This is a genomic window from Williamwhitmania sp. (genome assembly GCA_035529935.1).
In the GTDB taxonomy this organism is placed as follows: domain Bacteria; phylum Bacteroidota; class Bacteroidia; order Bacteroidales; family Williamwhitmaniaceae; genus Williamwhitmania.
The window spans coordinates 14732-28690 of record DATKVT010000154.1; the positions used below are offsets into that span (position 1 = coordinate 14732).

General features: G+C 38.0%; 10 protein-coding genes. 5 read left to right on the top strand and 5 right to left on the bottom strand.

Annotated features, from left to right (window positions below; translation table 11 throughout):
* Window positions 1-131 precede the first annotated feature (131 nt).
* The 5 genes from VMW01_11555 (at window position 132) to VMW01_11575 (ending at window position 7309) form a co-directional block, all read left to right on the top strand.
* Window positions 132-2147 carry a hypothetical protein gene (locus VMW01_11555; GenBank protein HUW06885.1) on the top strand — a complete coding sequence of 672 codons (2016 nt, stop codon included), beginning with the start codon at window positions 132-134 and terminating at the stop codon, window positions 2145-2147.
* Between the two features lie 248 nt (window positions 2148-2395).
* Complete coding sequence (locus VMW01_11560; GenBank protein HUW06886.1) at window positions 2396-2761, top strand: hypothetical protein; 366 nt, start codon at window positions 2396-2398, stop codon at window positions 2759-2761.
* 200 nt (window positions 2762-2961) lie between these two features.
* Complete coding sequence (locus VMW01_11565; protein HUW06887.1) at window positions 2962-3294, top strand: hypothetical protein; 333 nt, start codon at window positions 2962-2964, stop codon at window positions 3292-3294.
* 847 nt (window positions 3295-4141) lie between these two features.
* Complete coding sequence (locus tag VMW01_11570; GenBank protein ID HUW06888.1) at window positions 4142-5002, top strand: nucleotide-binding protein; 861 nt, start codon at window positions 4142-4144, stop codon at window positions 5000-5002.
* Between the two features lie 123 nt (window positions 5003-5125).
* Window positions 5126-7309, top strand: coding sequence for a hypothetical protein (locus VMW01_11575; protein ID HUW06889.1), 2184 nt, complete (start codon window positions 5126-5128; stop codon window positions 7307-7309).
* A gap of 658 nt (window positions 7310-7967) precedes the next feature.
* On the opposite strand, the gene VMW01_11580 is transcribed toward VMW01_11575, so the two are convergent.
* The 5 genes from VMW01_11580 to VMW01_11600 form a co-directional block, all read right to left on the bottom strand.
* Window positions 7968-9119, bottom strand: coding sequence for an HD domain-containing protein (locus VMW01_11580; GenBank protein HUW06890.1), 1152 nt, complete (start codon window positions 9117-9119; stop codon window positions 7968-7970).
* Window positions 9120-9241: 122 nt separating this feature from the next.
* The gene (locus tag VMW01_11585) at window positions 9242-9961 is read right to left on the bottom strand and encodes a restriction endonuclease (GenBank protein ID HUW06891.1); all 720 of its coding nucleotides are present in this window, start codon (window positions 9959-9961) and stop codon (window positions 9242-9244) included.
* 239 nt (window positions 9962-10200) lie between these two features.
* Complete coding sequence (locus tag VMW01_11590; protein ID HUW06892.1) at window positions 10201-11214, bottom strand: aldo/keto reductase; 1014 nt, start codon at window positions 11212-11214, stop codon at window positions 10201-10203.
* 627 nt (window positions 11215-11841) lie between these two features.
* The gene (locus VMW01_11595; protein ID HUW06893.1) at window positions 11842-13188 is read right to left on the bottom strand and encodes an ATP-binding protein; all 1347 of its coding nucleotides are present in this window, start codon (window positions 13186-13188) and stop codon (window positions 11842-11844) included.
* Window positions 13189-13200: 12 nt separating this feature from the next.
* Window positions 13201-13959, bottom strand: a 759-nt coding sequence (locus tag VMW01_11600) for a sigma-54 dependent transcriptional regulator (GenBank protein HUW06894.1), incomplete at its 5' end; no start/stop codon positions are given.

The window sequence follows — 13959 nt, forward strand, 5'->3', positions numbered from 1 at the left end:
TAAAGGATGACTCCCGTCAGACCTATACAACCCAAAATGGGTGTATAAGGATGATTTTGTCAGGCCTATAAACAAGTTAGGTGGCATTTAAAAATACTCTGACTGATAGTTTAATTAAAATAAATTGAGATATGAAAAACACATTACAAGCAATTTATCTAAAAATTGATACTACTTCTAAATCACTTGCGAAAAATGCTTTATCTCAATTGATTTTAAAAATCCTTTTCTTATACGACAAAGAATTATCAATAAATGATATTAAGAATGAAATCAATTCACTTTTAGACACAAATATTAAACGAGACAGAGTTGAAGACGCTCTTAATCTTCTAATAGAAGAAAATAAGATTCAATTAGAGAATGAGAATTATTCTTTAAGTAAAAATAGAAAAAGAAAAATTGACATTGCTTATCAAGAATACAATAATAGAATACTTAGAATTATCGATAAATTTTTCTCTCCTGTTAAGTCTGAAAAAACAGCAGTCCGAAATTGGTTTGAAACTGTAACAATTCAATTTTTTACAGAATATAAATCCGAATGGATAGCAGAGAAAGCATATAAAGTAAAAAAGGAGAATAGTTTTGAAGGACTATCAAATATAATCGATACTGTTACTAAAAAGGATAAGAATATTATAGATGAAGACAAAGAGTGGTTAAAAAAACAATATTTCAAATTTTTTAATAGCTCAGATGATGATGTTATTTCAATTTTTTGGGATTTCGGTACTTGTGCTTTTTCTTCAACACTTATAACTGCTAATACATCCGTTGATAAATTGACATTAGACTCATTTAGAAATTCTTTATTCATTTTAGATACAAATATTCTAATGTATTTACATTTAGAAGAAGGGCTGTTTTACAATTCATACGAATCGCTTGAGAAGATATTTAAAGCATTAAACATTACCCCTGGAGTATTTAAAATAACGAGAGACGAATATGTGAAAACCATTGGGAATAAACGAGATGACATTTTACGTATAATCGAAAAATTTGACGATGATGTAATTGAACAATTGGATGATGCTTTTATTAAAACAGCCCAAGGCAGACAATGTGTAAATCCTGAAGATTTTGCGGAATTTTTTGATGATTATATGGATGTTCCTGATGTTTTTGTAAATGAAGTTAAGGTTAAAATGTTTGATGATAGAGAACTTGATGATATAATTGAAAAAGGGCAAGAAAATGAATCATTAATTCAAAAACTAAATGAAATTTACAGAAATAGGCACAAATACAAAAAAAATGGTTCAAATAATTCTTCTCAATCAAAGGTTATTAAAGATAAAAGAAAAAGGCCATTAATGCATGATGCTGGGTTAATTTCAGGTGCAGAATTTCTTAGAAAACAACAAAATTGTTTTATTCTTTCACGTGATATTACTGTAAAACAATATGGAATCGAAAACGCATTGAGAGATGAACAAGCAATCTCAATTGGTTTGGATTCTTTGATAAGCATGTTTGCTCTTGACAATGGTGGTATTGATATTGACCCAACAAATTTCAAACCCTTATTTGCAAATATTATTAAACTTGCTCTTATACCGGAAAGAGACACGTTCCAGCTAGCAGACCTCGCAAGAATGTTAGATGTGGAAGAACAAATATCAGAACTTCCAAGTGCTGATATAATTGAAATCGCGAAAGGGGTAAATAAAAATAAGCTAATCGGACTCGATGATGAGAAGATAACTGTTGAATTAACGCGTAGTTTTCAAAATCATAAGCTTAAGCTAAAACGTGACCTAGATGCGTCAAAGAAGGAAACTCTTTTGGAGCGTGGTGAAAAAGACAAGTATAAAAAAACATACGAAAAAACAGAATCTGCTTTGCGGAAAAAATATTACGATGAATTCATGCAAAGCTATGAAAATAAGCTTTTGCGTAATCGAATATTGTTTTATATAGTATTTCCAATAATTACAATTGGATTGACCTTTTTAGTAATTTACTTGACTAAAAAAAGTGAAGGCAATGCGATGGTGTCTAATGCAATAGGTCTTATAATAAATATTCTTGCATGGATAATTACTAGCATCTTTGTCGTTAAACCAAAATTGAGAAGAACATATAAAACAAGTGTATCGCAGATAGAAAAAGATGTAGAAAGGAAAATGAATGAAATATAAACGCCACCTAACACATGGTATAGTGCATGCGGGTTTCAGTGGGTTGCCAAAGTTTGTGGTTCGTAAAAAAGTCCAGTGCAGCTTGATAAAGAATAGCTTCGTAATCCCGCACGACACCATACCATCAACCGTTGTGTGTAATTTTACATCGTCCTAAAAGAACTTGATTAACAGAGAATTTGGATCGTATGTATTTATAGACATATTTGTTGATTAATCAATAAAAACATTTTACATAAAATATTAAGGTGTATATAAGATTTGTAGTTGGTTCGGACTCAGATTCTCCCCGAACACAAAGTGGACTTTTTACAGAAGCTGAATATTTGAGAAAAAAAGGACTACTTGAATCATATCAAGAAAAAATAGTAAAAGATATATTCAAATTCTTCAATGATAACTTACCTTGTCCACCATATAATAAAAAAAAATGGTCAATTGATGCAATTTCATGGTTTAAGGACACGGCAGGTGAATATATAGATAGAATGAGAGACTTAGCGATAATATTGGAAGAAAATAATCTAATTGTAAGAGTTTTAAAAACCGATAAACCAGGAATGATATTATATGAGGATGAATTTCAAATAGTTTCGCAAAATAAAATACATTAAAAAAAAACTACACACAACATGCAATATACAAAATTGGGGTTTAATAGGTTATTCAAGGGTTGTGGTTCGCATCAAGTGCCGTGTAGCTTGATAGTGAATCGCTCCGTAATCCCCAACTTTGCATATTGCCGCCGTTATGCGCAATTCAGCATAATACACGACATATAAGATTTATACCCAGTAAACTTAAAAATACTACTATGAAAACAATTGGTAAAATTCTTTTAATCTTCTTGTTAATTCAGATTTCCTCGTCAGCATTCTCATCTGATAACACTGGAAAGGATACTTTAAATCTCCCTAAAAAAGCATTAATTATTTCAGAGACATCAAATAGCTCAGGTATCTATTATACCATGATAGATTTAGAAAACAATGAGATGGTAATTGTATATTATGGTACTGATATGGTTTATCCTAACATTAGGTATTTTAGATTAAGAAAAGTGATTCGAACAGGAATTATACTTGATCCAGACAGACAAAAAATATTATCAGACAAATATCAGTCCGACGAAAGAAAAAAAGAATGATGAACAGGGCACAACAAGCGGTCTTAAGCAAGGTCTGCTTTTATATTTAAAATTGGATACATACAACGCTGGCGGCTTTCGCAACGGGGGATACGAACGTAGTTCTTAATCCGCCCTTGCTTAAAACGCCAATCATTGGCTGTGACTTGGACCAGATGGAGAACCCCGCCTAGCTGGGTTCTTTTTTTGGGGGAATAGATAAAGGTTTACTGTTGGTTGCTGCAGCAATGCGCTTGGAACAGATGGCTGGCACAGCATGATCGGCCTGCCTGACAGTTCCGCGCCAGTGGGGGGATCGACTTGCTTGGCCCCTTCGTTCACCGGCCACACCTTTGACTTTAGAGGCAGTTGCTAAGATACGGTTTCCATCCGTATTGCCGCCTAACCACCTGTTATGCTATCTGCTCTTATGAAACTGTGCTCTTGACCATGCTCCGGGTTGCGCCTATCCATCCATATAGCGGAATAACAACTATAAGTGACCATAACAACAACTACCTCTTTTGTTCCGGTTACCTTTTACTTATAGCCCTTTTGCTGGATAGGAGCATAAAGGCTATCCATTCCAAGCCGATATCAAAATAGGGTATGCAGCAAAATTAACTGGTAAGGGTGAGGCGAAGAGAAAAAAAAAGGGTAAGTTTGGTATGGTAAAAAAGGGAGTATAGCAGCAATTTGCTCGAAGAGCAATAATTACTCTGCCTAAAGCTTGCAAGCAGTAGGAATTAAGGTTTGCCTAAGGTAGAAATAACAACTATAGCTGTGTTTATACACTCGTTAGCGGCAAGCATGGCACACCAGATACATTTCGATTAATTTGAAAAATTGCTGAACTAAAGATATAATTATGGCAAAAAGAAATATACGACATGAGCAACCTGAAATAACGATGCTCAAAAAGCCTAAAGAAACATTTGTTAAAGAACTTCAAGAGAGGATTTTAATAGGTAAAGATTTGCTTAATCGACAAATTACTAATATGGAGCAACTTGATGGATTAAAAAAGGATTATGCGAGTTGGGATGACTTTAATGAAGAATTACTTAAACGGTCATTTAATAAAGTGACGAATGAATATTATAACGATTATCATAATTGTTCTCAGTGGATTGGTGTAGAAGATGTATTATATCGTCGCAATACCAACAGTGGAGAATATAAATTAAAACATGAAAGAGAAAGAATTAACGCTTCAATTGTAAACCTTGAGCGCCTTGTAGATAAATTACCTCTTATTGATGAGATTGAAAGTATAGGTTCATATACATCAACTGAGAAAAGCTTCACTAATAAATGTTTTATTGTACATGGACATAATGAAGCAAGAAAATATGAAGTTGCTCGATATATAGATAACGATTTACATAGACGTTCAATTATCCTTCATGAGCAAGCAAATAAAGGCAGAACGATAATTGAGAAATTCGTAGATTATTCAAAAGTTGATTTTGCTGTGGCTTTGTGGACAGCAGACGATGTAGGTAAATCAAATAAGGAAACCGATTACCATTCCAGAGCTCGTCAAAATGTAATTTTTGAGACTGGATTTTTTATAGGAAAACTTGGCAGAGAGAATGTTATAGTCTTATATGAGGACGGAGTAGAGATACCATCAGATTATTCAGGTGTGATTTTCATTAGACTCGCAGATAATTGGAAAGATGATTTAAGAAAGGAAATAAACGCAATTTATGATATAGAAAGTTAATGATGAAAAAATGCCAGCCGCTAACAAAGGCTAATAAAGCATAGACTTGCCGCAGGCGCAACACAAGTCTACGCTTCATAGCCGAAACGTTGGCGTTCATTGTAGAAAATCAGAAATAACGATATGAATAGAAGAATTTTAACAGCTGCACTTTTTCAACATTCATCGAAAGTACAACCATTTAAGCAAGAATCCTTAGATTCAATTGTTGAAAGAATTGCGTTTTTCTCACCTGATATAAATTTATCGATAATTGGTATTCAAAAGATTTTTACAGAAATCACAGGTTATACAATTCCCACCCAGAATTTTGAAAGTTCTGTAAATAGACTGCTAATGTCAAATCGAATTGAACCAGATAAAAATGATGCTGAAGTATTTTTTATTTCTCCAAAAAGAAAAAGGGAAATAGAAATAAGCGAAAATTCAATTAATCAAAAACAGAGTGGTTTAATTGACAAACTATTCAAGAATTCTCCCGAAAAAAAATCATTGTACTTCGAACCGTTTTGGTATGCTGTATCCTATATCTTTTCTAACATTGGAGATTATAGTGCAAAAATTGTCGATGGTAAAATTAATAAAGAACAAATATTATTTCCCATTCTAGACAATAGTATTGAAGAATGTAAAAGCAAGTATAGTATTAACTTTGATTTTTTTAAACATAAGCTTGTAGAATTTTTTTCGGACACAACCGATCCATTATACATTGAGACAAAATGTATTTTAGCACAAAACTATTTTATTGCAAAATCAATTGGGATAAATCCAAATAGTGAAACTTTCTCTAAAGACGTATTCGAAAATCAAGTAATTTACTTAGATACAAATGTTTTACTTGCAATTGTGTCTAAGTTTAATCGTAAACATAGCAATGCAATTGCATTTTTAAGAGCCATTAACAAACTGAAAATTTCAATATGTATTACTCATCCAACAATTATTGAGTACGAAACTTGGGTGCAGAATGAATTCGAAAGGGTAAGAAAAACAGCAAAGCAAATTCCAAAGAAAACGAAATCTAAAATAGAATCTCCAATTTATCAAGATTACTATCATGCTTATCAATTAAACTTGAAAGAGGGCAAAGACAGTGATTTAGAAGATATTTTGAATGAATTAGAAAAACACTACTTCAATTACAAAGAAATACTGACGGAGCTTGTTCCCAATCAAACAATTGAATACGTAGATGTTTCTTGGTTTGATAATATTGTTAATGAATCTAATTTTGACCTATTTGTAAAGCTTGTTAAAGAAAAATACAAGGAAGTTAGTGGCATTAGAGATAAAGGAGATGGAGCTGCTATTCACGATGCAAAAGTATTACTTTGGCTTGATAAAGAATCAAAAGAAAAGGGTATTAAACATCTCTTTGTTACTACGGATACAAGTATGCCTTTAATCAGGTTTGAAGAAAATGACAACACTAGTAATATAGTTCTTGAAGCAATCTTACAATGGTTACTACCTTTGACTAATGGTCATAACGATAATGAAATTGAAAAAACTATTTCTGAAATTATAAAACAGAGAATACTTCCTAAAGAATTTATTTTTGAAATAAAGGATTTTATGATTTTTGATCAACTTCACATGGAATGTCAGGAATTGCCAGCTGAAGATGTTGAAAACTGTATATTATACTTAAAGAAAAATGCTTCTGGGCTAAATCCGAATAATGCATCTGATAGAGAAAAATTTGCAAGTGAAATCGCAAAGTATTTTATTGATCCAGGTAAAAAATTCAAACTTGAACTATCACAAAAAGAAAAGGAAAATGAAAATTTGAAAAAGCAATTAGGTGATGTTTTCAATTTAATTGGGGATTTGCAAGAACAAAATTTACAAAAAGAAAATGCTTTGGTAAATCTAAAAAAGCAACATGATGAGAAAATTCAATCGATTACTGACGAACATAAAAATGAAATAAATAGCATCAAGGATACTTTAACTGGAGTAGCCGATGAATTGTTAATTTTTAAAAATGAACAAAAAAGAAAAGATGGTTTAGCATCTTATTCAAGATGGCAAAGACCAAGTAAGATTTCATTCGTGTTTTTTCTTCTTCTTATGTTTTTTGGAATTCTTCAACTTTGTCCGAATTGGGAGTTCAATTTACCTGCTAAATTGATAGAATATATAAATAAAATAAAACCTGTAAATGAAGCAAAATTTCGACTTTGGTTGACTTTGGATGGTTTTTTAACTTCAAGTTTAATAGTAACATTATTTATTTTTAGTTACCAAAGACTGTTTAATAAAGAAAAAAAAGAAAATAAGAAGAAGGAATTAGGATTATAAACAACGAAACGCCAACACCGCATATAAAGCATTTGCGGGAAAGTGCGGACTTGAAACTATGAATAAGAAATTGACTATATTGGTTAATCGAAATGAAGCGCCAGAAATCGCAAACGCTTCATATGCGCAACGTTGGCTGTGACTTGGACCAGATGGAGAACCCCGCCTAGCTGGGTTCTTTTTTTGGGGGGAGTGGATGTGGGTTTACTATTGGTTGCTACTGCAATGAGCTCTTGCCCAGCTTGGCGTATGGGCCACAGACCTGCCCGCCCACTGGCGGGCCCATGCTATCGCTTTACTATTTATGGTAGGCAGCGGTAATTACCTCATTAAGGCTAGGTGCTAAGGTTTATGCGTTTTGCACTGGTAGGTGGGCACGGACAAGGACGTCCGCGCCAGCGGGTTGGTATTGTTTTACAGAATGAATGCTCATTAATTGCTTATTATTAAAATTATTCTGCTAATGTAATAAAATCAGTGCTAAATTCAGTTAGTATATCTTTTTGTTTGTAATGTGCTCTTCTTGTAATTACAAATTTCCCTCTCGCTGGCAAAGGCTTGCAGCAGACAGGGGACAAGCCTATCAAAATTGAGTAGTTCAATACGAATTTATTGTTATGTCTTGCATACAACTCAGAGGCCTATTTACTAATGATCGTTAATACTTTTTTCTTGAATTAAATTCTATTGGTCGAGGAATTGATATTTCTTTCATACAGTCAATTGCAAAGTTGTCTGTCATTCCAGAAATATAGTCAGTCACAATTTGAACACAAAGGTTTCCTTCTGACCAATTATTATCTTTTTTTTCTTTTTCATAAAATGCTTTCGCATTCATTATATATCTTCCAAAAAATCTATCAATGTCAAGATTTTCTTTGCTTTGATACCACTCTAAATCCCAATGGTTTGAACAATATAATTTTGATAAATAATCAAAAAGATTAGAAATTATTTTTTTACAGTATTTCTCATATTCAATTATTCTTTGGTGCTTATAGATATACTTATTATTGAAATCCTTTAGCTCGAGGATTAATTTATGACATTCTTCTGAAAAACATATTTCTTCTTCCGTCGAACTATTTATTAAATCAAATACTAAATGATTAATAATTTCACCATTGGAAGTACCAATTTTATCTTGAATTGATTTAGGAATATCTTTTTTCTTTATAAAATCAGCAGCAATTATTGCATCTTCTAGGTCTCGCCCGAGGTAAGCTATTTTATCAGAAAATCTCACAATACAACCTTCAAATGTTGAAGGATAATGCTTACGGTCCTTTATTTCATCTAAGTTCTTAACAACAAAATCAGGTTTGATTGTTCTTTCGAAGTTCTCTCCATTATGAAATATTATTCCATCTTTTACTGCATAAGTTAAATTCAGACCAATTAATTTTTCAACTACGCGATAACTGTTAATTTCATGGATAAAAGAATTGTTTCCTCCCAGAATGCGATTGAGTTCACTTTCTCCAGAATGTCCAAAAGGAGCATGACCTATGTCATGTCCTAAGCCAATCGCATATGCTAAATCTTCATTTAGGTTCCAATCGGGTCCTTTGGTGTTTAACCCTCTACAGATTGTTGCAGCAACTGAAGCAACATGTAAAACATGTTCTATTCGAGTACAAACGTGGTCATCCTTCGGGCTAAAAAACACCTGAGTCTTATGTTTCAATCGTCTGAAAGGCCTTGAATGAATTATTGCCGTTTGGTCGCGATAATAACAACCACGCATATCTTCGTTTCTTGCTGTTGTTCTTTTTTCAAGAATTTCGGAAGAAAGTTTATTTATTCCCATATCGTTAAGTTTAATGTCCACTAACTCGTTTATTGGATTGGTAGAATCACATAATATATCAAATGTAATAAAAATAAGAATAAAAAACGGCAAAGTGCTTAACATAGGTTTGTGGCGAGTTATTACAGTTCACCATATAGAATTTTAAAATGTTTCAATGCTTTATCCTTATCTCTTTCCACTGCATCAAAATATTCTCTGTATGTGTTTATTACTTGACTTCCTATCTGTTTTAAATTATCATCAATAATAGGGATTGTCATGGGGAATTTGCGTTGGTGATAATTAGATTCTTCTAAATCCCAAGGCCCTATAGAACAAATGTGTTTGTAGGCATCATGCACCAATTTACAATTATCCCAACTAAATTTTTCTCTACTTGTTGGCATTCTTCCACCACTTGGATCCCAATATGGAAATAGCTTATCAGCTATGTCTAAATATTTTTTTGGCATTGTTTTTAACCATCTTCGGTAGTATACTTTTTCAAGTTCTATTAAATCGACAAGTTTGATATTCGTGTTCTCCACAGCTTGAAAGCTCCCCGCTTGAAAACCAATCTTGGAAACAATAAATCCTAAATTAGCACCAAAATCATTCATAACAGTTCTAAAGGAATGTATTATTTCTTGTGGAATCGGGTTGTTCCAAAACTTACATTCAACTAACACAATAGGCTGATATTCACTTTCAATATCCTTTGCAAATACATCTATTTCTTTATGTCCTCTGACTAAATCTACTACTTTAGATATTTCGGTTTCAAACCCACATTCTTTAAATATTTTTCCTACATATGTTTGAAGTTCTTGCCAAGTTTTAGGTTCAGAATTAAATATCATTTTCTTTGACTATTTTTTGTTATTAATTCTACACAACTCGTTTATAGGTCAAATAAAATTATTTTAGACAACCCAAGTTACCTTTTTATTCCTCCTGTTGTAACTATTTTATTGAAATATTTTAATGTAGCCTAAATAATCCTGTGCTTTTGTATGAAAACATGGTGGCTATAAACCAGCGCGGGCTGTAAAACTCCTAGGAGAGTTACAGCCCGCGTAAAGGTTTGGCCGGTGGCTACCTACCTGCGGTCGGAGCCCTGGCGCTCAATCATCCAGCCGGGGTATTCGGGTGTGAGCTTGCTTACCTCGTCCAGCGTGGCGAGCTCGTCAATGTTGAGCTGCACGGCCACGGAGCCGAGGTTGTCGGCGAGCTGCGGCGGCTTGTTGGCACCAATAATTACCGAGGTAACGGCGGGCTGGTGCAGCAGCCACGCTAGGGCAACTTGGGCAACGGTAACCTGCTTGGCGGTGGCAATGGCCCGCATTACATCTATCACGTGGTAGGCCTTCTCCTTGTTTACCGGGGGGAAATCGAAGCTTACGCGGCGCCCCTCCTTGGTTTCGGCATTGCGGCTATACTTTCCGCTGAGCAACCCACCGGCCAGCGGGCTCCATACCATAAGGCCCATCTTTTGGTCGAGCAGCATGGGAACAATTTCGCGCTCCAGGTCGCGGCCGGCAATAGTGTAGTAGGCCTGCAGCGATACAAACTTGCTGAGGTGCTCCATGGCGGAGATGCCCCGCGCCTTTACTATTTGCCAGGCTGCCAGGTTGCTGCAGCCAATGTAGCGCACCTTTCCGCTCCTAACGAGCGAGTCGAGGGCCTCCAGCGTTTCGTGCATTGGGGTGGCGGGATCGAAGCCGTGTATTTGGTATAGGTCGATGTAGTCCATCTTGAGGCGCTGCAGGCTCTCGTCGGCCTGCTGCAGAATGTGCTTGCGGCTGAGCCCGGTGTTGTTGGGCCCTTCGCCCATCTTACCGCGCACCTTGGTGGCAATAACCAGATCGTGGCGGTTGAGCCCGAGGTCGCGAATGGCCTGCCCGGTGAGCTGCTCGCTTAACCCCTCGCTGTAAACGTTGGCGGTATCGATAAAGTTAATGCCGCCATCCACGGCCTGCTTTACGAGCTCGTTTACCTGCTGCTGGGGCAGCGATCCAATGGCGGTCCACATGCCGCGTCCACCAAAGGTCATGGTGCCCAAGCAGAGCTCCGACACCTTTAATCCTGTGTTTCCTAACGAATTGTATTTCATGGTTTGTGCATATTTGGTTCAACAATGTTAGCGGCCGTATGGTGCGTTTTTTTGGAGCCGAATGCTACGTGCAACGGCTAAAATAACCTTGTAAGTAACACGGTGGGGGAAGATTGGTTTAGGAAGAAGTGGAAAGAGGGGAATGCAGTGCGTTTGATAATGCAGCAAGGGGAGGGTGGAATGGTGCAAGGATTGTAAAAATAATTTGGAAATTTGAGGATTTGAGGATTTGGAGATCCGGCAGTGGCCGGACAAGTTTTGAGAATGATGGAATTGCTAATATCCTTCTGTGATTACGGTGCATGGAAATGCTGGTTCAATGAACACTATTTGTGTGTGCACCGCCCGCGCTATGTGGGTTTCTTTTCCGGGGGTTGACACCCCCGGTTACAAAGATGCCACCCCTACGGGGTTATGTTCTATTGTTTTGATGCGAGATTGGATGGGACGAAATGTTTTCTCCCATACATACGGTTGAATTCTTCTAATCCGTCAATGGCCGGATCTTCGCTACGCTACGACTTCTTCTAACTTCTTCTAACTTCCTCTAACTTCTTCTAACTCCCGAATAACTCCCGTTTAACTTCCGTATAACCTCTTTAATTTGTAGCGGCAATGCTGTGGGAACTAGAAAATCAACTCGAAGGTGGTGGTTCCTCCGTTGCTGCTTACGGATATGGTTCCTTGGTGCAGCTGCATAATCTGCTTGGAGAGGCTTAACCCAATACCCATCCCATTCTCCTTTGTGGTGAACGAGGGAACAAAAATGCTGTCGAGATATTCTGGGGGTATGCCGCCACCACTATCGGTAACCTGAATGGCTGTTTTGCCATTGATGCGGGTTGCTGCGGCTAAACGAATGAACCCTTTCGAGCTCGATATTGCCTCAATGGAGTTCTTCACAAGGTTTATCACCACCTGCTCCACGAGCTCCTCATCGGCCACGAGCTGCAGGGTGGGCGGTGTAACGGCTATGTGGAGCTGGATTGCCCGCTTATTGAGCTCCTTGGCGTAGAGGGTTCCAATCTTCTGAAAGCAGCTCTCCACCGAGAATGTGCCAATGGTGAGGGCTGGCGGGTTGGTGAGGCTCTTGAACTTTTCAACGAAGGCTATGAGCGCCTTGCTTCGCTCCTCAATTACGTCGGCGCTGGTCAGCGCATCGTTCACGTTTTCGAGGCTTACAAGCTCCATGGCTTTGGTATCGCCGTTCCTCGTAAAGTTCCTTCGAATGGCGGTGGTGAGGGTTAGAATGGGCGTAATGGAGTTCATTATCTCGTGCCGAAGTATGCGAATGAGCTTTCGCCAGGCATCAATCTCCTGCGCCTCCAGCTCGCTTCTAATATCGTCGAAGCTCACCAGCGTAATCTCCTCGTCGCTAAACCTTAGGATGTTTTTTTTAACCGCCAGATGAACCAGCTGACCTTGCTTTACCAGCTTTACTAGGGTGGGGGCGGTGGCCGAGCTGCTGCTGAACACCTCCACGAGCTCGGGGTACTGATGGGTTAACACCGAGATATTCTCCGTTCGATTTACCCCAAAGAGCTCCTTGGCCGCCCTGTTTACCAGATCGATTTTGCCGGTGCTGGTATAGGCAATTAGGCCCACTCTCACCTGCTCCACAATGGCATTGATGTAGTGCTGCTGCTGCGCCTTTTCCACGCCTGCCTGGTGCAGCTTCTTAACAATCCTATCGAGATCGATTATGATGTTGCCAAAATTCTTCTCCACCCGCTTTTTTGAGTAGGCAAGGGTAGTATCGTCCTCCTGGAGGTAAACAAGAAAGTTGATGAGATCGCGGTTAACCCTGTTGAGGTAGTGAATTAGCGAAGCAAGCTGAAGGGCCAACAGAATAACGAGGAAAAGGATTGATACCAATCGGTTGGTTTGCTCCACATACCAGATGAGCGCAAAGCAGCTGAGTGCGATTAGCGCTACGCGAAGAACAATTATGGAGCTGAACCTGTTGGCTTTCAATGGCTAGCTGTTTTATAGGTTATACTTCTGAATTTTGGCATAGAGGGTTGTTCGTGAAATTTTGAGGGCTTTGGCAGCCATGGAAAGATTTCCCTTGTGCTTCTCTAACGCAGCCGCCACCGCGTTGCGCTCAACATCGAAGAGGCTCGCCGCTTCCTTGCCAGCGGTGGCTATGGTGGTCTCATATCGTAACCCAAGATCGACGGGTTGAATGGTCTCGGTTTCGCAGAGGATTACCGCTTTTTCGATTGTATGCTTTAGCTCGCGGATGTTTCCGGGCCAGCTGTGCCGTTGCAGCGCATCGAACGCTTTTTCGCTTAGGCCAATGGCTGGCTTGCCATACTTGGGTGCATACTGCTTAATAAAAAAGTCGACCAGCCCCGGAATATCATCCTTTCGCTCCCTGAGCGGTGGAAGCTGTATGGCTATTGTATTTATTCGATAAAGGAGGTCTTCGCGGAAGAGCCCCTGTCGTATCATCTCGTCCAAATTCTTGTTGGTGGCGGTAATCAACCGAATATCGATGGGGATGGGGGTGTTCGATCCCAACCGAAAAATCTCCCTGTTCTGCAGCGCGGCAAGGAGCTTTGCCTGCTGGGGTAGGGGGAGGTTAGCCACCTCATCCATAAACAGGGTTCCACCCGAGGCTATTTCGAAGCGCCCCGCTCTATCGTCGCGCGCGTCGGTAAAGGCGCCCTTCACATGCCCAAAGAGCTCGCTCTCAAACAGCGATTCGCTAATGGCTCCAAGGTCAACGTTGATAAAGGCCTC

Coding starts and splice junctions, on each gene's coding strand:
- VMW01_11590 (HUW06892.1), bottom strand. CDS start 11,214: ATGAAATACAATTCGTTAGGAAACACAGGATTAAAGGTGTCGGAGCTC.
- VMW01_11565 (HUW06887.1), top strand. CDS start 2,962: ATGAAAACAATTGGTAAAATTCTTTTAATCTTCTTGTTAATTCAGATT.
- VMW01_11580 (HUW06890.1), bottom strand. CDS start 9,119: ATGGGAATAAATAAACTTTCTTCCGAAATTCTTGAAAAAAGAACAACA.
- VMW01_11585 (HUW06891.1), bottom strand. CDS start 9,961: ATGATATTTAATTCTGAACCTAAAACTTGGCAAGAACTTCAAACATAT.
- VMW01_11570 (HUW06888.1), top strand. CDS start 4,142: ATGGCAAAAAGAAATATACGACATGAGCAACCTGAAATAACGATGCTC.
- VMW01_11555 (HUW06885.1), top strand. CDS start 132: ATGAAAAACACATTACAAGCAATTTATCTAAAAATTGATACTACTTCT.
- VMW01_11575 (HUW06889.1), top strand. CDS start 5,126: ATGAATAGAAGAATTTTAACAGCTGCACTTTTTCAACATTCATCGAAA.